Here is a 19,979-nt window from a genome sequence, read left to right as displayed (position 1 = left end):
ACCGGTGACGCGGACACGGTTCGTGTACGACTTCCACAGAGCGCCCTGTTGATTACCCTATGTAATCAATCATGGGCATGACGAAACGGCGGCCAATTGTCGGCCGCCGCTGGCTCCACACCGGACGAAGAAGGAGAAACCCCATCTGGACATGCGACGACCCCCGCCGGGGGGGAGAGCGGGGGTCGTCCCCACGGTCCGACTCGGGGGGGGAGGAGCCGGACCGGGTTAGCACGGTCGCGAACGATCCGTGACTTTCATGGTGTACCCGAGAGCCTTCTCAGGCAAACCCACGCGCCACACCTTACGCCGAATGGTGGGCGCCTATGCTCAGGGACGTGGAAAACCACTCCTTGCCCCGCGCAGCGGCCTTCTTCGACCTGGACAAGACGGTCATTGCGAAGTCGAGCACACTCACCTTCAGCAAGTCCTTCTACCAAGGCGGACTGATCAACCGCAGGGCCGCGTTGCGTACCGCGTATGCCCAGTTCGTCTTCCTGGCCGGAGGTATGGACCACGACCAGATGGAGCGGATGCGCGAGTATCTGTCCACGCTGTGCCGCGGCTGGAACGTGCGACAGGTCAGGGAGATCGTGGCCGAGACGCTCCACGACCTGATCGACCCGATCATCTACGACGAGGCCGCCTCGCTCATCGAGCGCCACCACGCCGCCGGACGCGACGTGGTGATCGTGTCCACCTCGGGCGCCGAAGTGGTGGAGCCGATCGGCGAGCTGCTCGGCGCCGACCGCGTGGTGGCCACGCGTCTGGTCGTCGGCGAGGACGGCTGCTACACCGGCGAGGTGGAGTACTACGCCTACGGCCCCACCAAGGCCGAGGCCGTCCGGGAGCTGGCCGCGTCCGAGGGCTACGACCTCGACCGCAGCCACGCCTACAGCGACTCGGTGACCGACCTGCCGATGCTCCAGGCGGTGGGCCATCCGCACGCCGTGAACCCCGATCGCGCGCTGCGCCGCGAGGCGGTCGCGCGCGGCTGGCCGGTCCTGGAGTTCCGCAAGCCAGTCCGGCTCAAGCAGCGGCTGCCCGCGCTCTCGGTGCCGCCGCGGCCCGCGCTCGTCGCGATGGCCGCCGTCGGCGCCGCGGCGGCCACCGCGGGGCTCGTCTGGTACGCCAACCGCCGCCGCACGACGACCGGGTGACCGTTTCTCCTTGATACGCACCGGTTCACCCGGGAATCAAACCTGAAATCCAGGATGGGCTCATAAGCAAAGAAGTGCGGCCAGGGGTTCCGATTTCTCCACATTTGCAGTACAAAGGAGTCAACGGCCCGCGAGACCAAAGGACATCCGCGAGGATTCCCTGTTACTACGCACTTGGCCCCACGGACCTTGCATGAACACCGGGCACCCACGCGACGTCGGACCGTCGATTACGGGCCTGCTGCACCAGGGCCGGGCAAAGCACCCCGACCTGATGAGCAACACACGAGGACGCTTGGTAACCCGGGTGGACATGCCAGCGGCGGTACGAGAGGGATTCGTACCGCCGCAACCCTTGTCCGGGCCGCCGGCTCAGGCCGCGCCGCGCTGAAGCGCCTCGCACACGGCCGTCGACTCACGGGCACCGAGCTCCACCGCGCGGCCGCAGTGCGCGATCCACGCCGCCATGCCGGCCGGAGTGCCCGAGACGTATCCGTCCAGCGCGCCCAGGTAGGCCGCGCGGCCCAGTTCGGCGTGGCCGACCTCGGAGGGGCACACCGCCTTCGGGTCCAGACCGCTGCCGATCAGCACGATGCGCTCGGCCGCGCGCGCGACGAGCCCGTTGTGCGACGTGAAGGGGCGCAGCGCGAGCAGCTCGCCGTGCACCACGGCGGCCGTCACCAGCGCGGGCGCCGCACTGCCCGCGATGATCAGCTCCGCGAGCCCGTCGAGCCGGCCCGAGACCTCGGGGGCGTCCGGCAGCGGCAGCTCGATCAGCGGCTCGTCCGCCTTCTCACCGGCGTGGCGCGGCCGGCCCACCTCGTCGCCGTCGCTCGCGGCCGCCACCAGGTGCAGCCGCGCCAGCACCCGCAGGGGCGACTGCCGCCAGATGGACAGGAGCTGGCCCGCCTCGGCGGTCAGCCGCAGGGCCGCGCCCATGACGCGCGCCTCGGGGTCGGCACTGAAGTCCGTACGCCGCCGTACCTCCTCCAGGGCCCAGTCGGCACCGGAGAGCGCGGCCGAACCACGCGCCCCGCGCAGCGCCGCCTCGGAGGTGATCGCGTTGCTGCGGCGCCGCATGATCCGGTGCCCGTAGACCCGGTCCACGGCCTTGCGCACGGACTCCACGGAGTCGGCCACGCCGGGCAGCGATCCCAGGGCGGCGAGCGGGTCGGCGGTCGCACCAGTCGTACTCATGCGTACGACCCTACGCGTCCGCCTCCCGCCCGGACCCGCACCCCTGGGGAAGCCAGGTGACCGACAGGCGACCGTTCCCCGAAGGAGTGGACTTCCCGGGACTTCCTGACACGCACAGCGATGGAGCGACTACCTTTCGTGAACATGAAAATTGCTTTCGTCGGGAAGGGCGGCAGCGGCAAGACCACGCTCTCCTCCCTCTTCATCCGCCATCTGGCGGCCGCCGGAGCCCCGGTGGTCGCGATCGACGCCGACATCAACCAGCACCTCGGCCCCGCCCTCGGCCTCGACGAGGCGGAGGCGGCCGCACTGCCCGCCATGGGCGACCGGCTGCGGCTCATCAAGGACCACCTGCGCGGAGGCAACCCGCGTATCGCCTCCGCCGAGACGATGATCAAGACGACCCCGCCCGGGGAGGGTTCGCGCCTGGTCCGGGTGCGGGAGCCCAACGCGATCTACGACGCCTGCGCCCGCCCGGTGGAACTCGACGGCGGCGCCGTCCGTTTGATGGTCACCGGCCCCTTCACCGACGCGGACCTGGGGGTCGCCTGCTACCACTCCAAGACCGGAGCGGTGGAGCTGTTCCTCAACCACCTCGTCGACGGCCCCGACGAGTACGTGGTGGTCGACATGACCGCCGGTTCCGACTCCTTCGCGTCCGGCATGTTCACCCGGTTCGACATGACGTTCCTCGTCGCCGAGCCGACGCGGAAGGGGGTCTCGGTCTACCGCCAGTACAAGGAGTACGCCCGCGACTTCGACGTCACACTGAAGGTCGTCGGGAACAAGGTGCAGGCGCAGGACGACGTCGACTTCCTGCGCAAGGAGGTCGGGGACGACCTGCTGGTGACGGTCGGGCACTCGGACTGGGTGCGCGCCATGGAGAAGGGGCGTCCGCCCCGCTTCGGGCTCCTGGAGGAGACCAACGCGGCCGCGCTGCACCGGCTGAGAAGCGCCGCCGACGCGACGTACGCGCTGCGCGACTGGGAGCGCTACACCCGCCAGATGGCGCACTTCCACCTGAAGAACGCCGAGTCGTGGGGGAACGAGCGCACCGGGGCCGACCTGGCGGCGCAGATCGACCCCGGCTTCGTGCTGGGCGAGGGTGTCGCGACCCTCGCCTGACATCTGCGGCCGGGCGGCGCCTACGGCCCGGCCACGACTACTGCCTGGCCGCCGGCGCCCCGGGCACGCCCTTCGGCGCCGGTGCCGGGCGGCCGGAGAGGAAGGACGCCCAGCCCTGCTTGGGTGCCTCCCCGACCTCCAGCGTGCGCAGCTTGGCGAGGGTCTGCGGGTCCTGCGCGTCCAGCCAGTCGGCCAGTTCGTGGAAGGAGACGCAGCGCACGTCCGGCTTTCCGCACACCGTCTTGACGACGTCCTCGATGGCGCGCATGTAGGTGCCGCCGTTCCAGGACTCGAAGTGGTTGCCGATGATCAGGGGGGCGCGGTTGCCGTTGTAGGCGCGGTCGAAGCCCTTGAGCAGACCGTCACGCATCTCGTCGCCCCACAGGCCGAACTTGTCGGGGTCGCCCTGGGTCTGGGTGCCGGACTGGTTGACCATGAAGTTGTAGTCCATGGTCAGTTGCTCGAAGGTGTGGCCGGGGAAGGGGACCAACTGCATGGACAGGTCCCACAGGCCCTCCTTCTTCTTGGGCCAGAGCTGGTTGTTCACGCCGCTGGAGTCGTAGCGGAAGCCCATCTGGCTCGCCGCCTTCACGAAGTTCTTCTGCCCCTCCAGACAGGGGGTGCGGGCGCCGATGAGTTCCCTGTCGTAGTCGAAGGGCAGCGGGGAGGCGTTCTTCAGGCCGGAGTTGGTCTTCCAGGTCTTCACGAACTGCTTGGCCTGGCTGATCTCGCTCTTCCACTCGTCCACCGACCACTGGCCGACTCCGCCGTCGGGTCCGCAGAAGTGGCCGTTGAAGTGGGTGCCGATCTCGTTGCCCTCCAGCCAGGCGAGGCGGGCCTGCTTGGCGGTGTCGGCGATGCCCTGGTCGTCGTTGAAGCCGATGTCGGAGCGGCCCGGGGAGTGCTGCGGCGGCTTGTAGAGGTCGCGCTTGGCCTCCGGCAGCATGTAGACGCCGCTGAGGAAGAACGTCATGTTGGCGTGGTTGTCCTTGGCGACCTTGCGGAAGTGCGAGAACAACTTCTGGCTGTCCTCACCGGCGCCGTCCCAGGAGAACACCACGAACTGCGGGGGCTTCTGACCGTGCTTCAGTTTTTCGGGGCTGGGCAGGTGCGGCTGCGACCCGGTGTAGGCGGTGGACCCGTCACCGATCAGGCGGACCACGCTCTTGGGGGCGGCGAGCCCCTTCTGCGGGCCGGGCGCGCCCTCTTTTTCGGGGTGGGAGCCGGCGGCGCAGCCGGCGAGGGACGCGGCACCGGCCGCGGCGACCATGGCACAGACGGCGATCCTCTGGGTGGCGGCCATGTTCCGCCCACCTTCTTCCTTCTCTCAGGCGCTTCTCTCGGGCGAGCTGACGACGGCTTTTGTGCGGATACGCCGGGTTCGCCCCGACGGCGCCGCCAAGGTCGCACGGGGCCGAGAAGGAATTAGTAAGACAAGCCGACAAAACGCCCTCTTCACTCGGGCGAGTGGAGATATGCGCCATTTGCCTCGAAAGGCTATGCGGGACATTTACCCGCCATTACGATTCATTTACCGAAATTTGATTCATCCCGCCACTGCACGCCGTGACCCACGGCCGCGACCGAACATCCGCCCCATTTCCCGCCGTCACACGGCGGAGAAGGGGCGAGCCACCCCAAGTCCGCGACCGCGTAGCCCCGGAGGAGACGGGAACCATGTCAGCCAGCGTCCCCACCCGAGTCCACTCGCCTTCCCCGCCCACCGACCCACCGCCCCGGCACCGCCGTCTCGCCGTCGCGGGTGCCGATCTGTCCGCTTCCGTCGCCGTGTTCCTCATCGCCCTGCCGCTCTCGCTCGGCATCGCGCTCGCCACCGGCGCGCCCCTGCAGGCCGGTCTGGTCGCCGCCGCCGTCGGCGGGATCGTCGCCGGCCGGATCGGCGGCTGCCCGCTCCAGGTGAGCGGTCCCGCCGCGGGGCTGACCGTGGTCACCGCCGACCTGATCCACCGCTACGGCTGGCGGGCGACCTGCGGCATCACCGTCCTCGCCGGACTCGCCCAACTCGGCCTGGGCTGCCTGCGGGTGGCGCGCGGCGCGCTCGCCGTCAGCCCGGCGGTCGTCCACGGAATGCTCGCGGGCATCGGCGTCACCATCGCCGTGGCCCAACTGCACATCGTGCTCGGCGGCAATCCGGACAGCTCGGTGCTGACCAACCTGCGTGCCCTGCCGAACCAGTTGGCCCATCTGGACCCGGCGGCCGTCTCGGTGAGCGCCCTCACCCTGACGCTGCTGCTGGCCTGGCCGCGCCTGCCCGGCGCGCCGGGGCGTCTGCTGCGCAAGGTCCCGGCCCCGCTCGTCGCGGTCACCGGCGCCACGGCGGCCGCCCTGCTCACCGGTCTCAGTCTGCCCCGCGTCGACCTGCCCTCCTGGAGCAGTCACGCGCTGGCCGGGCTCCCGGAGGGACCGGCGCTCGGCGTCGTGGCCGCCGTCCTCACCACCACCCTGGTGTGCAGCGTGCAGTCACTGCTCGGTGCGGTCGCCGTGGACAAGATGGCCGCCGCCCGCACCGGCCCCCAGGCCCGGCTCGGCCGCTCCGACCTCGACCGCGAACTCCTCGGTCAGGGCGCGGCCAACATCGTCTCCGGCGCCCTCGGCGGCCTGCCCGTCGCCGGAGTCGCCGTCCGCAGCACGGCGAACGTGAACGCGGGCGCGGTGAGCCGGAACTCCACGATGCTGCACGGCGTCCTCGTGGTGATCGCCACGCTGCTGATGGTCCCGCTCCTGGAGCACATCCCGCTCGCCGCCCTCGCCGCCCTGGTGATGGCCGTCGGCATCCAGATGGTGTCCCTGCACCACATCCGCACGGTGAACCGCCACCGCGAGGTCCCGGTGTACGCCGCCACCACACTCGGAGTCGTCGTCCTCGGCGTCCTGGAGGGCGTGCTCCTCGGCGTCGCCGTCGCCGTCGTCCTCGCCCTGCACCGCCTCACCCACACCCGCATCACGCACGAGGAGCAGGAAGGGGTCCACCATGTGCACGTACGGGGCCAGTTGACGTTCCTCGCCGTGCCCCGGCTCAGCAGAACCCTGCACCGCGTGCCCCAGGGCGCCCACGCGGTCGTGGAGCTGGACGGCACCTTCATGGACCACGCGGCGTACGAGGCACTCCAGGACTGGCGGACCTCGCACACCGCGCGCGGCGGATCCGCCGAACTGACCGGCGGACACGGCACGTTCCACCGCGCCGGGACACCGTCCCCCACCTGCCGCTGCCGCCCCTGGACACCGTGGCGCAACCACCAGTGCGCGATGCCGTCCGGCGGTCCGGCGGAGAACGCGGACCCGCGGGCAGCACACGCGCGGGGGACGGGTGCACCGGAAACGGCCTCGCCGGGAACCGCCGGAGGCCCGGCGCCGGGGCCCGCGGCCCTCACCCCGACCAGCGGCCCGGCCGACGCCACGACCACCACCCCCGACACCTACCCCCACGAACTCGCCCGGGGCATCAGCTCGTTCCAGCGGAACACCGCCCCGCTGGTGCGGGACGAGCTGGCACGGCTCGCGCGGGAGGGGCAGCGGCCCTCGCAGCTCTTCCTCACCTGTGCCGACTCCCGGCTGGTCACCTCGATGATCACGGCGAGCGGTCCCGGCGACCTCTTCGTGGTGCGCAACGTGGGGAACCTGGTCCCGCCGCCGGGCGAGGAGCACGGCGACGACTCGGTGGCCGCCGCCATCGAGTACGCGGTGGATGTCCTCGGGGTCCGCTCGATCACGGTGTGCGGGCACTCCGGGTGCGGCGCGATGCAGGCGCTGCTGACGGCGGAGCCCGGCGTGGCCGCGCCACCCACCCCGCTCAGACGCTGGCTGCGGCACGGGCTGCCGAGCCTGGAACGGATGGCCTCCGGCGACGGCACGGCACCCCGGCTGGCGGAGCGGCCGGCCGTCGACGCGGTGGAGCGGCTGTGCCTGACCAACGTGGTCCAGCAGCTCGCGCATCTGCGGGCGCACGAGTCGGTGGCCCGGGCGCTGGCTGCCGGCGCGCTGGAGTTGCACGGGATGTATTTCCACGTGGGTGAGGCGCGGGCCTATCTGCTGGGCGGCCCGGCGGGGGAAGGGGTGTTCCACGACGTCAGAGAGGACATGAGAGAGGTGGAAGAGGTGTGCGGTCCCGCGTGAGCGGGCGCCCCGGGTGCGCCGCAGAAAGGTCTAAACCAATTCTGCGGTCCACCCTTGTCATCGGCCTCCTGGTCTGATGAGGTGTGGCTCGGGACACAACGGACACCCTGGGAAAGGGAGATGTCGTGAGCAACGAGAGCCTGGCCAACCTCTTGAAGGAGGAGCGCCGCTTCGCGCCGCCCGCTGACCTGGCGGCGAACGCCAACGTCACGGCCGAGGCGTACGAACAGGCCAAGGCTGACCGGCTCGGCTTCTGGGCCGAGCAGGCCCGGCGGCTGAGTTGGGCCAAGGAACCGACCGAGACGCTGGACTGGTCGAACCCGCCGTTCGCGAAGTGGTTCCAGGACGGCGAGCTGAACGTCGCCTACAACTGCGTCGACCGCCACGTCGAGGCCGGGAACGGCGACCGGGTCGCCATCCACTTCGAGGGCGAGCCGGGCGACAGCCGCTCGATCACCTACGCGGAGCTGAAGGACGAGGTCTCCAAGGCCGCCAACGCCCTCCTGGAGCTGGGTGTCCGCAAGGGCGACCGGGTCGCGATCTACATGCCGATGATCCCCGAGACCGCGATCGCGATGCTGGCCACCGCCCGCATCGGCGCCGCGCACTCGGTCGTCTTCGGCGGCTTCTCGGCGGACGCGCTGGCCACCCGCATCAAGGACGCGGACGCCAAGGTCGTCATCACCTCCGACGGCGGTTTCCGGCGCGGCAAGCCGTCCGCGCTCAAGCCCGCCGTGGACGAGGCGGTCGCCAAGTCCGGCACGGTCGAGCACGTGCTCGTCGTGCGCCGCACCGGGCAGGACGTGGCCTTCGACGCCGAGCGGGACGTCTGGTGGCACGACCTGGTGGGACGCCAGTCGGCCGAGCACACCCCGGAGGCGTTCGGGGCGGAGCACCCGCTGTTCATCCTCTACACCTCGGGCACCACGGGTAAGCCGAAGGGCATCCTGCACACCTCGGGCGGCTACCTCACCCAGGCGGCCTACACCCACTGGGCGGTCTTCGACCTCAAGCCGGAGACGGACGTCTACTGGTGCACGGCCGACGTCGGCTGGGTCACCGGGCACTCCTACATCGTGTACGGCCCGCTGGCCAACGGCGCGACCCAGGTGATGTACGAGGGCACCCCGGACACCCCGCACCAGGGCCGGTTCTGGGAGATCGTGGAGAAGTACCGCGTCTCGATCCTCTACACCGCCCCGACGGCGATCCGCACGTTCATGAAGTGGGGCGACGACATCCCCGCGCAGTTCGACCTGACCTCGCTGCGTGTCCTGGGTTCGGTGGGCGAGCCGATCAACCCCGAGGCGTGGATCTGGTACCGGAAGAACATCGGCGCCGACCGCACCCCCGTCGTCGACACCTGGTGGCAGACCGAGACCGGCGCGATCATGATCTCGCCGCTGCCCGGCGTCACCGAGACCAAGCCCGGTTCCGCGCAGCGCCCGCTGCCCGGCATCAGCGCGACGGTCGTCGACGACGAGGGCAACGAGGTGCCGAACGGAGGCGGCGGCTACCTGGTCCTCACCGAGCCGTGGCCGTCGATGCTGCGCACCATCTGGGGCGACGACCAGCGGTTCCTGGACACCTACTGGGCGCGCTTCCCCGACAAGTACTTCGCGGGCGACGGCGCCAAGAAGGACGACGACGGCGACATCTGGCTGCTCGGCCGGGTGGACGACGTGATGCTCGTGTCCGGGCACAACATCTCCACCACCGAGGTGGAGTCGGCGCTCGTCTCGCACCCGGCGGTCGCCGAGGCGGCGGTCGTGGGCGCGGCGGACGAGACCACCGGCCAGGCCATCGTCGCCTTCGTCATCCTGCGCGGGAACGTGACCGAGGACGACAAGCTCGTCGCGGAGCTGCGCGACCACGTGGGCGCCACGCTCGGCCCGATCGCCAAGCCGAAGCGCGTCCAGCCGGTCGTGGAGCTGCCCAAGACCCGCTCCGGCAAGATCATGCGCCGTCTGCTGCGCGAGCTGGCGGAGGACCGCGAGCTGGGTGACGTGACGACCCTGGCCGACTCCACGGTCATGGCGCTCATCCAGAGCCGGATGCCGTCCAAGCCCAGCGACGACTAGGCACGGTACGGCCGACGAGGGGTGCCCGGTGCGCGACAAGCACCGGGCACCCCTCGCGCGTACGGGTCGCGCGCCCCACGAGGACCACGAGAGCCGGGCACTGCCCCGTGGTGCGCCGGCCCGCGAGCTTAGGTAAAGTAAGCAAAATCGGCACGTGCTGCGTGCCCAAGGTGCGCCGGGAAGTCTGGTCGGCAAGCGTTTCGTCCTGCCCACGACCGGAAGGCCCCGCGATGACCGCGCCCCGCACCCCGAACGCCACCCGCCGGGCTCTGGGCCGCCTCTCCCTGCCCGAGCGGACCGCCGTGGCCGACGCGCTGCGCACCGAGACCGTGGGCGGAGTCCTCGTCCTCGTCGCGGCCATCGCCGCCCTCGTCTGGGCGAACGTCCCCGCGCTCCACGCCAGCTACGAAGCCGTCAGCCACTTCCACCTCGGCCCCGCCGCGCTCGGTCTCGACCTCTCCGTCGCGCACTGGGCGGCCGACGGCGTGCTCGCGGTGTTCTTCTTCGTCGCCGGGGCGGAACTCAAGCGCGAACTGGTCGCCGGGGACCTTCGCGACCCCAGGGCGGCCGCCCTGCCCGTGGCGGCAGCCCTGTGCGGGATGGCCGTACCCGCGCTGGTATACACCCTCACCGGCATCGCGGGGGGCGGCTCACTGGCCGGGTGGGCGGTGCCCACGGCCACCGACATCGCCTTCGCGCTCGCCGTGCTCGCGGTCATCGGCACCTCGCTGCCCAGCGCCCTGCGCGCCTTCCTGCTCACGCTCGCCGTCGTCGACGACCTCTTCGCCATCCTGATCATCGCGGTGTTCTTCACCGGCCGGATCGACTTCGCCGCGCTCGGCGGCGCCGTGGCCGCCCTCGCCGTCTTCTGGGTGCTGCTGCGCAGGGGGGTGCGCGGCTGGTACGTCTACGTGCCGCTCGCGCTGGTGACCTGGGCGCTGATGTACCGCAGCGGGGTGCACGCCACCATCGCGGGCGTCGCCATGGGGCTGATGCTGCGCTGCACGAGCCGGGAGGGCGAGGAGCGCTCGCCCGGGGAGCGGATCGAGCATCTGGTGCGGCCGCTGTCGGCGGGGCTCGCGGTGCCGCTGTTCGCGCTGTTCAGCGCCGGGGTGCCGGTCTCCGGCGGCGCGCTCGCGCAGGTCTTCACCCGGCCGGAGACGCTCGGCGTGGTGCTCGGCCTGGTCGTGGGCAAGACGGTCGGCGTCTTCGGCGGCACCTGGCTCACCGTGCGGTTCACCCGGGCCACGCTCGGCGAGGGACTGGCGTGGGCCGACGTGTTCGCGGTCGCGACGCTCGCGGGGATCGGTTTCACCGTCTCGCTGCTGATCGGCGAGCTGGCCTTCGCGGACGACACGGCGCTGACCGCCGAGGTCAAGGCGGCCGTCCTCGTCGGATCGCTGATCGCGGCCATCTGTGCGACCGTGCTGCTGAAGGTACGCAATGCGAAATACCGCGGGCTGTGCGAGGACGAGGAGCGCGACGAGGACGAGGACGGCATTCCCGACGTCTACGAGCAGGAGGACCCGGCGTACCACCTGCGCATGGCCGCGATCCACGAGCGCCGGGCCGCCGAGCACCGTCGGCTGGCCGCCGAGAAGGCCGCCGCCGCGCGGGACGCGCGTGCGTAAGTACCCGGCGGGGCAGGCGGGCAGAACGGTCGTCCGGCATGATCTGACGAGACGGTACAAAACAAGCGGTACACCAAGACGGCACCACTTCAGAGGGAGAACGCGATGAGCGCACCCGACGGCAGCCCGGTCGGCGCCGAACACAGCATCGGCCAGTTGTTCGCCTCGGCGTCGACCGACTTGTCGGCGCTGGTGCACGACGAGATCGCCCTGGCCAAGGCGCAGCTCAAGCAGGACGTCAAGCGCGGTGCGATGAGCGGCGGTTCGTTCTCGGTGGCGGGCGCGCTGCTGCTGTTCTCCCTGCCGATGCTCAACTTCGCGCTGGCGTACGGCATCCGCACGTGGAGCAACTGGAATCTCGCGATCTGCTTCCTGCTCTCCTTCGCGGCCAACGTGCTGATCGCCGGGCTCCTCGCGCTCGCCGGCCTGATGCTCGCCAAGAAGACCAAGAAGAGCAAGGGCCCGCAGAAGGTGGCCGCTTCGATGAAGGAGTCGGCGGGCGTGCTCCAGAACGCCAAGCCGCACCCGCGCGGAACCGGCCCGCAGCACCCGCGCGCGCTGCCTCCGGGGGAGCGGGCGCGCAAGGCTGTGGCACGCTCGTCCTCATGACGGAACCCGCCGCCGCCCCGGCCGTACGCATCGGCATCCCCTCCGGGGAACAGGTCACCCACCGGGACGTCGCCGCCAACGGCGCACGCTTCCACATCGCCGAACTCGGCGACGGACCCCTGGTGATGCTGCTGCACGGCTTCCCGCAGTTCTGGTGGACCTGGCGCTATCAGCTCTCCGCGCTCGCCGCCGCGGGCTATCGCGCCGTCGCCATGGACCTGCGCGGTGTCGGCGGCAGCGACCGCACCCCGCGCGGCTACGATCCCGCGAACCTCGCGCTGGACGTGACCGGTGTGATCCGTTCGCTGGGCGAGCCCGACGCCGCCCTGGTCGGCCACGACCTGGGCGGCTATCTGGCGTGGACGGCCGCGGCGATGCGGCCCAAGCTGGTGCGGCGGCTCGCCGTGGTGTCGATGCCGCACCCCAGACGGTGGCGGGCCGCGATGCTGCGGGACGCCCGCCAGACGGCGGCCAGTTCCTACATCTGGGGGTTCCAGCGGCCGTGGATCCCCGAGCGGCGGCTGACCGCCGACGACGGGGCGCTGGTGGGCCGGCTGATCCGGGACTGGTCCGGGCCGCGCCTGCCGGAGGACGCGGACGTGGAGACGTACCGGCGGGCCATGTGCATCCCGTCCACCGCGCACTGCTCGGTCGAGCCGTACCGCTGGCTGGTGCGCTCGCTGGCGCGACCCGACGGCATCCAGTTCAACCGCCGGATGAAGCGGCCGGTACGGGTGCCGACGCTGCATCTGCACGGTTCCCTCGACCCCGTCATGCGCACGCGCAGCGCGGCCGGTTCGGGCGAGTACGTGGAAGCGCCCTACCGCTGGCGGCTGTTCGACGGTCTGGGGCACTTCCCGCACGAGGAGGACCCGGTGGCGTTCTCCACCGAGCTGATCAACTGGCTGAAGGACCCCGAACCCGACCGGTGACCGTACGGGCGCGCGGAGTGCCCCTTTTCCCGACCGTTCCTGAACACTTGTCCCCCGAACGGCCACATGCCTGACGCATAGGCCGATCGGTGGGCACGGAAGCGGTTATCGACCTTGGGACGGGGGCACACGTCGGGGTATGGGCTGGACGCACGACTACAGTGACGCACCCCGCGACCGCCGCTCTCTCGCCGGACTCGGTCCGGCGCGGCGAGGGACACCGCAACTGGCGGAAGCGGACCCGAGGGTGGGGATTCCGCGCATTCTGCGCCGCAGGGCCCGCTGGGTCTCGGTACGGCTGCGTCACCCGAGGGGCTGACGCGGCCGCGGCCACCGGACCGCGCCGAAGCCGTCACGGCGGCCGCACCGGCCCACGCCGAGCCCCACACCCCCGGACCTCACAGCCCGGGCCTCACAGGGCGCAGTTGTCCGTGCCCACCTGCTCGGCGGCGGTGCGCCCCTTGGCGATGTCGGTGCGGATCTCGTCGGCCGTGAGGGCGTAGCCGGTCTGGGCGTCGTCCAGGGACTTGGCGAACACCACGCCGTACACCTTCCCCTGGGGGGTGAGCAGCGGGCCGCCGGAGTTGCCCTGGCGGACGGTGGCGTAGAGCGAGTACACGTCGCGGGCGACGGTGCCCCGGTGGTAGATGTCCGGCCCGTTGGCCGTGATGCGCCCGCGTACGCGCGCCGCGCGCACGTCGTACGAGCCGTTCTCCGGGAACCCGGCCACGATCGCGCCGTTGCCGCCGTCCGCGTCCTGGGCGGAGAACCGCAGCGCGGGCGCCTTCAGATCGGGCACGTCCAGGACGGCGATGTCGCGCCGCCAGTCGTAGAGCACGACCTTGGCGTCGTACTTGCGGCCCTCGCCGCCTATCTGGACGGTGGGTTCCTCGACGCCGCCCACCACGTGCGCGTTGGTCATCACGCGGCGGTCGCCGAAGACGAAGCCGGTGCCCTCCAGGACCTTGCCGCAACTGTGCGCGGTGCCCGTGACCTTGACGATGGAGCGCTGGGCCCGCACGGCGACCGCGCCGCGCGCGAGGGCCGGGTCGGGTGGCTGGACCTCCTTGATGGGCTCGTTGGAGAACGGGCTGAAGACCTGCGGGAAGCCGTTCTGGGCGAGGACGGAGGTGAAGTCCTTGAACCAGATGTCGGCCTGACCCGGCAGCATCTGGTCCATGCCGACCAGCACCCGGGAGTCGCGCACCTCGCGGCCGACCGTCGGCAGCGTGGTCTGCGCGAGCGCGGAGCCGAGCAGCCAGGCGACCAGCAGCATCGCGGCGACGTTGACGAGCGCGCCGCCGGTCGCGTCCAGGGCACGCGCCGGTGACCACGTGATGTGGCGGCGCAGTCTGCCGCCGAGGTGCGTGGTCAGCGCCTGGCCGACCGAGGCCACGACGATCACGACGACCACGGCCACCACGGCGATCGCGGTGCCGACCTTGCGGCCGCCGGTCAGGGCGTCCCAGATCACCGGCAGCGCGTAGACGGTGACGAGACCGCCGCCGAGGAAGCCGGTCACCGACAGGATGCCGACGACGAAGCCCTGGCGGTAGCCGACGACGGCGAACCAGGCGGCCGCGGCCAGCAGGAGGATGTCGAGCACGTTCACCGCTTCTGGACCCGCCCCATCACTTTCGCTCCGGCCCCGGCGGCTCGGCCGGGGGCCCGGGGAGCGGCGGCAGGTCCGCCGATGTCGTGCCCCCGGGGAAAACACCGCACGGACACCCTGTCACGACCGCCGGTCGAGCGGGACCTGCCGGGACCTGTCCCAGGGCAGCTCCCAGCCCGCGTAGTGCAGCAGCCGGTCGATGACTCCGGCGGTGAATCCCCACACCAGGGCCGATTCGACCAGGAACGCCGGGCCGCGGTGGCCGCTGGGGTGGATGGCCGTGGCACGGTTGGCGGGGTCCGTGAGATCCGCCACGGGCACGGTGAAGACCCGCGCGGTCTCGTTGGGGTCGACGACGCCGACCGGGCTGGGCTTGCGCCACCAGCCGAGCACGGGCGTGACGACGAACTCGCTGACCGGGATGTAGAGCGCGGGCAGCACGCCGAAGAGCTGCACGCCCGCCGGGTCGAGCCCGGTCTCCTCCTCGGCCTCGCGCAGCGCGGCCCGCAGCGGCCCGTCGGTCTTCGGGTCGCCGTCCACCGGGTCGAGCGCGCCGCCGGGGAAGGACGGCTGGCCGGCGTGCGAGCGCAGCGAACCGGCGCGCTCCATGAGCAGCAGTTCGGGGCCGCGCTCGCCCTCGCCGAAGAGGATCAGCACCGCCGACTGGCGGCCCGAGCCGTTCTCCGGCGGCAGGAAGCGGCTGAGCTGGAGCGGCTGGACCGTCTCGGCGGCGCGTGCCACCGGCTCCAGCCAGTCCGGCAGACCTTCCCGGCGCAGCGCCACCGGCCCCTCGTGCGTGTCCCGCGTGTACGTCATGCCCGCCCCCTCGCCGTCGCCGTCGTCCGTGCTCCTCGTGCCCCTGCCGTCATCCGGCCCCCAGCGGCGGGGCCGGGATGCCGCCCGCGTCCAGGTACGCCTGCGGCGGGTTCAGCCGCTGGCCGGGGAAGCCGCCCTTCTCGTACTTGAGGAGCTTCCTCGCCTTCTCCGGGTCCGTCTCGCCCTCGCCGTACGAGGGGCAGAGCGGGGCGATGGGGCAGGCGCCGCAGGCGGGCCTGCGGGCGTGGCAGATGCGGCGGCCGTGCCAGATGACGTGGTGGGACAGGTCGGTCCAGTCCTTCTTGGGGAACAGCTCCGCGACGGCCGCCTCGATCTTCTCGGGCTCGGTCTCCTCGGTCCACTTCCAGCGCCTGACCAGCCGCTGGAAGTGGGTGTCCACGGTGATCCCGGGCCGCCCGAAGGCGTTGCCGAGGACCACGAAGGCGGTCTTGCGGCCGACTCCGGGCAGCTTGACCAGGTCCTCGAACCTGCCGGGCACCTCGCCGCCGAAGTCCTCCACGAGGGCCTTGGAGAGCCCTATGACCGAGCGCGTCTTGGCCCGGAAGAAGCCGCAGGGCCGCAGGATCTCCTCGACCTCCTGCGGGTCGGCGGCCGCGAGGTCCTCGGGGGTGGGGTACTTGGCGAAGAGCGCCGGAGTCGTCTGGTTCACGCGCAGGTCGGTGGTCTGGGCCGACAGGACCGTGGCGACCAGGAGCTGGAAGGGGTTCTCGAAGTCCAGCTCGGGGTGGGCGTAGGGGTAGACCTCGGCCAGCTCGCGGTTGATCCGGCGGGCGCGGCGGACCAGGGCGGTGCGGGACTCGCCGGTGCCGGACGTTCCGGGGACGCGGGAGCCGGCCTTCTTCGCCGCCGCAGCCTTTTTTACGGTTTTCACCTTTTTGCCACTTCCATCGGAACCCTGTTCGCCCACGGCGGAATCGCGGCGCACCGTCACCCGTTCAGCCCCCTCGGCCTGTGCTCTCACCGGCTGTTTGGACACCCGGCCAGCCTAAAGCCCGGCACCGTCATCCGCCCCGGACCCGGAGGATCAGCCCCCGATTGGACCCCTGCCGCTCACGTTGGGACACGTGTGCGGCATCCTTGTGACAGATCACACTGTTTGGACGGTCCGGCAAAATGGGGAGCACGGTCCCCTGGCACGTGGGGGAGAACCATCCCCTGAGCAGGTCGACAAGGAGAGAACTCGTGGACGACGTTCTGCGGCGCAACCCGCTCTTCGCGGCTCTCGACGACGAGCAGTCCGCGGAGCTTCGCGCCTCCATGAGTGAGGTGACCCTCGCCCGTGGAGACTCCCTGTTCCACGAGGGGGACCCCGGTGACCGGCTCTACGTCGTCACGGAGGGCAAGGTCAAGCTTCACCGCACCTCCCCCGACGGGCGGGAGAACATGCTGGCCGTCGTCGGCCCCGGTGAGCTGATCGGCGAGCTGTCGCTGTTCGACCCCGGCCCGCGCACGGCGACCGCCACCGCGCTGACCGAGGTCAAGCTGCTCGGCCTCGGCCACGGCGACCTCCAGCCCTGGCTGAACGCGCGCCCTGAGGTGGCCACCGCCCTGCTGCGCGCGGTCGCCCGCCGGCTGCGCAAGACCAACGACGCCATGTCGGACCTGGTCTTCTCCGACGTTCCGGGCCGTGTCGCGCGCGCCCTGCTCGACCTCTCCCGCCGCTTCGGCGTGCAGTCCGAGGAAGGCATCCACGTCGTCCACGACCTCACGCAGGAAGAGCTGGCCCAGTTGGTCGGCGCCTCCCGCGAGACCGTGAACAAGGCGCTGGCCGACTTCGCCCAGCGCGGCTGGCTGCGCCTGGAGGCGCGCGCGGTGATCCTGCTGGACGTGGAACGCCTGGCGAAGCGCTCGCGCTGACCCACCACACGCGCGGTGACAAGGGCCCTGCCGGACGGCGGGGCCCTTTCCCGTGGGCGCGGGGCCCCTGCCTGTGACCCTGTCGACGGCCTCGCCCGGAGCGGCCCGTCGTATTCGCCGTAATTCGGCTGATCGCAGGTGCCCCGGCGGGGCAGAGTGCGGGTATGCCCGAGCCTCAGCGCCTTCCCGCCCCGCACGGACTGGACCCCGACGGGTTCATCGCGCGCGAGGGCTCCCTCGCGCGGGTGCAGCCCGCCTTCCGCCCGGTCGTGGCCGCCACGCGCGAGCGCGTCGTGGCCGCCTGGGGCGACCGGCTGGACAGCGCCTACCTCTACGGCTCGATCCCGCGCGGCACCGCGCGGGAGGGCCGCAGCGACCTGGACCTGCTGATCGCGCTGCGCACCGAGCCGACCGAGGCCGACCGGACCCTGGCGGACGCCCTCTCGGCCTCCCTGGACCGCGAGTACGGCGTGATCGACGGCGTGGGCACCCTGTTGTACGGCCGGGAGCGGCTGCTGAGCGAGCGTGAGCGGCACGACCTGGGCTGGTTCCTGTCCTGCCTGTGCACCCCGCTCCTCGGGGACGACCTGGCCGCCCTCCTCCCCCGCTACCGTCCGACCTCCCTGCTCGCCCGCGAGACCAACGGCGACCTCGCCCGGCTGCTGCCCCGCTGGCGGACCCGGATCGCGGGCGCGCCGGACACCGAGGAGGCCCGCAGACCGCTGGTGCGCTTCATGTCCCGCCACCTCGTGCGCACCGGCTTCACCCTCGTCATGCCCCGCTGGCAGGGCTGGACGAGCGACCTGAACGAGATGGCGGAGGTCTTCGGGGCGTACCACCCGCAGCGGGCCGCGCCGATGCGTGTGGCGGCGCGCTACGGCCGGGAGCCCGCCGGGGACGCGGGGGTGCTGCGGCTGTACGTGGACGACCTCGGCCCCTGGCTCGCCGCCGAGTACGCGCGCGTGCACGGCGAGAAGGTCCTCCGCGAGGAGGAGACGACGCCCTGAGCGGGGCTCAGGTCCTGGACCGGCCCTCGGTCGGGACAGGGCGCTCAGATCAGCCCGTGCTCACCCAGATAGTCCAACTGGGCGCGGACGGACAGTTCGGCCGCGGGCCACAGGGAGGGGTCCACGTCGGCGTAGACGTGGGCGACTATCGCGGGCGCGGTGCGGTGACCGTTCTCCACGGCCGTCTCGACCTGGGCGAGCCGGTGGGCGCGGTGGGCGAGATAGAACTCCACGGCGCCCTGGGCGTCCTCCAGGACCGGACCGTGGCCCGGCAGGACGGTGTGCACGCCGTCGTCCACGGTGAGCGAGCGCAGCCGGCGCAGCGAGGCCAGGTACTCCCCCAGACGGCCGTCGGGGTGCGCCACCATGGTCGTGCCGCGTCCGAGGATCGTGTCGCCGGTCAGCACCGCGCGGTCGGCCGGGAGATGGAAGCTCAGCGAGTCGGCGGTGTGCCCGGGGGTCGGTACGACCCGCAGTTCGAGGCCGCCGGTGGTGATCACGTCCCCGGCGGCCAGGCCCTCGTCGCCCAGGCGCAGCGCCGGGTCGAGGGCACGCACGCGCGTGCCGGTCAGTTCCGCGAAGCGGGCGGCGCCCTCGGCGTGGTCGGCGTGGCCATGGGTGAGCAGGGTGAGGGCTATGCGGCGCCCGGCCTGTCCCGCCGCGTCCACGACCGCGCGCAGATGGCCCTCGTCCAGGGGACCGGGGTCTATGACCACAGCCAGCCCCGAGTCGGGCTCGGCGACGATCCAGGTGTTGGTGCCGTCCAGGGTCATCGCGGAGGCGTTCGGCGCGAGGACGTTGACGGCCCGTTCGGTCGCGGGGCCCGAGCGGACCACGTCGCGGGGCTGTCCGGGCAGTACGGCGGCGTCGGTCATGCCGCACCTCCGCCGGGGACCGCCGGGACGTGTTTGGTGAACTCGTCGTGCCCGGGCCAGCTCAGCACGACCTCGCCGTCCCGCAGCCGGGCGCGCGCCAGCACCGGGGACATGTCCCGCTCCGGCGCGGCCGCGAGCGCCTCGGCGGCGGTGCCGTACGGGAGCAACTGGCGCAGGGTGGCGATGGTGGGCGGCATCATCAGCAGCTCGCCCCGGTCGTATCCGGCGGCGGCGTCCCCGGGGCGGGTCCAGACCGTGCGGTCGGCCTCGCCCGAGGTCTCGCGGGTGCGCTGGCCCTCGGGGAGGACGGCGACGAAGAACCAGGTGTCGTAACGGCGGGTCTCGAACTCCGGGGTGATCCAGCGGGTCCAGGCGCCGAGCAGGTCGGAGCGCAGCACCAGACCCCTGCGGTCCAGGAACTCCGCGAAGGACAGCTCGTGGGCGATCAGGGCGGCGCGGTCGGCCTCCCAGTCGTCGCCGCTGGTGTCGCCCACGACCGCGTCGGGGCCGCTTCCGGCGAGCAGGACGCCCGCCTCCTCGAACGTCTCCCGCACGGCCGCGCAGACGACGGCCTGCGCGCCGTTCTCGTCCACCCCGAGCCGGTCGGCCCACCAGGCGCGCGAGGGGCCCGCCCAGCCGATCTCACGGTCGTCGTCGCGCGGGTCGACCCCACCGCCCGGATACGCGTACGCGCCTCCGGCGAAAGCCATGGAGGCGCGTCTGCGCAGCATGTGCACGGCCGGCCCGGCCGGCGTGTCCCGCAGCAGCAGGACGGTCGCCGCGCGCCTGGGCGCCACGGGAGTGAGCGTGCCGTCCGCGAGCGCGCGGATGCGGTCCGGCCACTCCGGGGGGTACCACTGACCGTTCGCCATGGCCGGAGGCTATCCCGGACAGAGCGAATGTTCGAGAGGTGGCCGGG

General features: G+C 71.8%; 17 protein-coding genes. 10 read left to right on the top strand and 7 right to left on the bottom strand.

Features of this window, described 5'->3' with window-relative positions; translation table 11 throughout:
- The first annotated feature begins 326 nt into the window (after positions 1 to 326).
- Entirely contained in the window at positions 327 to 1,160 is an 834-nt protein-coding gene (locus ACWEEU_RS03910) for an HAD family hydrolase (protein WP_385746761.1), read from the top strand.
- A 372-nt stretch (positions 1,161 to 1,532) separates the two neighbouring features.
- Here ACWEEU_RS03910 and ACWEEU_RS03905 read toward each other — a convergent pair whose 3' ends face one another.
- Complete coding sequence (locus ACWEEU_RS03905; RefSeq protein ID WP_451728139.1) at positions 1,533 to 2,357, bottom strand: oxidoreductase; 825 nt, start codon at positions 2,355 to 2,357, stop codon at positions 1,533 to 1,535.
- Between the two features lie 144 nt (positions 2,358 to 2,501).
- Between ACWEEU_RS03905 and ACWEEU_RS03900 the strand changes: the two genes are divergently transcribed.
- A complete protein-coding gene (locus tag ACWEEU_RS03900) occupies positions 2,502 to 3,482 on the top strand; it encodes an ATP-binding protein (RefSeq protein ID WP_451728136.1) in 981 nt (326 codons plus the stop codon).
- Positions 3,483 to 3,519: 37 nt separating this feature from the next.
- On the opposite strand, the gene ACWEEU_RS03895 is transcribed toward ACWEEU_RS03900, so the two are convergent.
- Positions 3,520 to 4,785, bottom strand: a complete 1,266-nt coding sequence (locus ACWEEU_RS03895) for a hypothetical protein (RefSeq protein WP_451728133.1) — start codon at positions 4,783 to 4,785, stop codon at positions 3,520 to 3,522.
- A 374-nt stretch (positions 4,786 to 5,159) separates the two neighbouring features.
- On the opposite strand from ACWEEU_RS03895, the gene ACWEEU_RS03890 reads away from it, so the two are divergent.
- The 6 genes from ACWEEU_RS03890 to ACWEEU_RS03865 all read left to right on the top strand — a co-directional run bounded on the left by ACWEEU_RS03890 (position 5,160) and on the right by ACWEEU_RS03865 (position 13,191).
- Positions 5,160 to 7,619, top strand: coding sequence for a SulP family inorganic anion transporter (locus tag ACWEEU_RS03890; RefSeq protein WP_451728130.1), 2,460 nt, complete (start codon positions 5,160 to 5,162; stop codon positions 7,617 to 7,619).
- A 125-nt stretch (positions 7,620 to 7,744) separates the two neighbouring features.
- Positions 7,745 to 9,700: an acetate--CoA ligase gene (gene acs / locus ACWEEU_RS03885; protein ID WP_385746752.1), complete on the top strand. Its 1,956-nt coding sequence runs from the start codon at positions 7,745 to 7,747 to the stop codon at positions 9,698 to 9,700.
- A 230-nt stretch (positions 9,701 to 9,930) separates the two neighbouring features.
- Positions 9,931 to 11,331: a Na+/H+ antiporter NhaA gene (gene nhaA, locus ACWEEU_RS03880; RefSeq protein WP_451728126.1), complete on the top strand. Its 1,401-nt coding sequence runs from the start codon at positions 9,931 to 9,933 to the stop codon at positions 11,329 to 11,331.
- Positions 11,332 to 11,436: 105 nt separating this feature from the next.
- Positions 11,437 to 11,940 carry a phage holin family protein gene (locus tag ACWEEU_RS03875; protein ID WP_385746748.1) on the top strand — a complete coding sequence of 168 codons (504 nt, stop codon included), beginning with the start codon at positions 11,437 to 11,439 and terminating at the stop codon, positions 11,938 to 11,940.
- Positions 11,937 to 12,872 (top strand): alpha/beta fold hydrolase, encoded by a 936-nt coding sequence (locus ACWEEU_RS03870; RefSeq protein WP_385746745.1) that lies wholly within the window; start codon positions 11,937 to 11,939, stop codon positions 12,870 to 12,872. Before ACWEEU_RS03875 ends, ACWEEU_RS03870 begins: the two co-directional genes overlap by 4 nt.
- A gap of 139 nt (positions 12,873 to 13,011) precedes the next feature.
- Entirely contained in the window at positions 13,012 to 13,191 is a 180-nt protein-coding gene (locus ACWEEU_RS03865; RefSeq protein ID WP_385746743.1) for a hypothetical protein, read from the top strand.
- A gap of 93 nt (positions 13,192 to 13,284) precedes the next feature.
- Here the strand turns inward: ACWEEU_RS03865 and ACWEEU_RS03860 are convergent, their stop codons facing one another.
- From ACWEEU_RS03860 to nth, 3 genes are all read right to left on the bottom strand, one after another.
- Positions 13,285 to 14,484 (bottom strand): MarP family serine protease, encoded by a 1,200-nt coding sequence (locus ACWEEU_RS03860; RefSeq protein ID WP_451728121.1) that lies wholly within the window; start codon positions 14,482 to 14,484, stop codon positions 13,285 to 13,287.
- Positions 14,485 to 14,604: 120 nt separating this feature from the next.
- Positions 14,605 to 15,300, bottom strand: coding sequence for an NUDIX hydrolase (locus tag ACWEEU_RS03855; RefSeq protein ID WP_451728118.1), 696 nt, complete (start codon positions 15,298 to 15,300; stop codon positions 14,605 to 14,607).
- A gap of 49 nt (positions 15,301 to 15,349) precedes the next feature.
- Positions 15,350 to 16,228, bottom strand: coding sequence for an endonuclease III (gene nth / locus ACWEEU_RS03850; RefSeq protein WP_451728331.1), 879 nt, complete (start codon positions 16,226 to 16,228; stop codon positions 15,350 to 15,352).
- Positions 16,229 to 16,503: 275 nt separating this feature from the next.
- Here nth and ACWEEU_RS03845 point away from each other — a divergent pair, with 275 nt between their 5' ends.
- Together ACWEEU_RS03845 and ACWEEU_RS03840 are read left to right on the top strand one after the other, a co-directional pair.
- Complete coding sequence (locus tag ACWEEU_RS03845) at positions 16,504 to 17,178, top strand: Crp/Fnr family transcriptional regulator (protein ID WP_018547939.1); 675 nt, start codon at positions 16,504 to 16,506, stop codon at positions 17,176 to 17,178.
- A 164-nt stretch (positions 17,179 to 17,342) separates the two neighbouring features.
- Entirely contained in the window at positions 17,343 to 18,185 is an 843-nt protein-coding gene (locus tag ACWEEU_RS03840) for a nucleotidyltransferase domain-containing protein (protein WP_451728114.1), read from the top strand.
- Between the two features lie 44 nt (positions 18,186 to 18,229).
- Here ACWEEU_RS03840 and ACWEEU_RS03835 read toward each other — a convergent pair whose 3' ends face one another.
- Together ACWEEU_RS03835 and ACWEEU_RS03830 are read right to left on the bottom strand one after the other, a co-directional pair.
- Positions 18,230 to 19,060 (bottom strand): MBL fold metallo-hydrolase, encoded by an 831-nt coding sequence (locus tag ACWEEU_RS03835; RefSeq protein WP_451728111.1) that lies wholly within the window; start codon positions 19,058 to 19,060, stop codon positions 18,230 to 18,232.
- On the bottom strand, positions 19,057 to 19,932 hold the full coding sequence (locus ACWEEU_RS03830; RefSeq protein WP_451728108.1) for an NUDIX hydrolase: 876 nt from the start codon (positions 19,930 to 19,932) through the stop codon (positions 19,057 to 19,059). The genes ACWEEU_RS03835 and ACWEEU_RS03830 overlap by 4 nt, the downstream gene beginning before the upstream one ends.
- Positions 19,933 to 19,979: the final 47 nt, after the last annotated feature.

The organism is Streptomyces sp. NPDC005004, assembly GCF_053600675.1.
This window is presented reverse-complemented; position numbering and strand designations above follow the sequence as displayed.

Excerpts from the sequence above, each read along its gene's own strand:
- ACWEEU_RS03910 (WP_385746761.1), top strand. The coding sequence starts at position 327 with ATGCTCAGGGACGTGGAAAACCACTCCTTGCCCCGCGCAGCGGCCTTC.
- ACWEEU_RS03905 (WP_451728139.1), bottom strand. The coding sequence starts at position 2,357 with ATGAGTACGACTGGTGCGACCGCCGACCCGCTCGCCGCCCTGGGATCG.
- ACWEEU_RS03900 (WP_451728136.1), top strand. The coding sequence starts at position 2,502 with ATGAAAATTGCTTTCGTCGGGAAGGGCGGCAGCGGCAAGACCACGCTC.
- ACWEEU_RS03895 (WP_451728133.1), bottom strand. The coding sequence starts at position 4,785 with ATGGCCGCCACCCAGAGGATCGCCGTCTGTGCCATGGTCGCCGCGGCC.
- ACWEEU_RS03890 (WP_451728130.1), top strand. The coding sequence starts at position 5,160 with ATGTCAGCCAGCGTCCCCACCCGAGTCCACTCGCCTTCCCCGCCCACC.
- nhaA (WP_451728126.1), top strand. The coding sequence starts at position 9,931 with ATGACCGCGCCCCGCACCCCGAACGCCACCCGCCGGGCTCTGGGCCGC.
- ACWEEU_RS03875 (WP_385746748.1), top strand. The coding sequence starts at position 11,437 with ATGAGCGCACCCGACGGCAGCCCGGTCGGCGCCGAACACAGCATCGGC.
- ACWEEU_RS03870 (WP_385746745.1), top strand. The coding sequence starts at position 11,937 with ATGACGGAACCCGCCGCCGCCCCGGCCGTACGCATCGGCATCCCCTCC.
- ACWEEU_RS03865 (WP_385746743.1), top strand. The coding sequence starts at position 13,012 with ATGGGCTGGACGCACGACTACAGTGACGCACCCCGCGACCGCCGCTCT.
- ACWEEU_RS03855 (WP_451728118.1), bottom strand. The coding sequence starts at position 15,300 with ATGACGTACACGCGGGACACGCACGAGGGGCCGGTGGCGCTGCGCCGG.
- ACWEEU_RS03840 (WP_451728114.1), top strand. The coding sequence starts at position 17,343 with ATGCCCGAGCCTCAGCGCCTTCCCGCCCCGCACGGACTGGACCCCGAC.
- ACWEEU_RS03835 (WP_451728111.1), bottom strand. The coding sequence starts at position 19,060 with ATGACCGACGCCGCCGTACTGCCCGGACAGCCCCGCGACGTGGTCCGC.
- ACWEEU_RS03830 (WP_451728108.1), bottom strand. The coding sequence starts at position 19,932 with ATGGCGAACGGTCAGTGGTACCCCCCGGAGTGGCCGGACCGCATCCGC.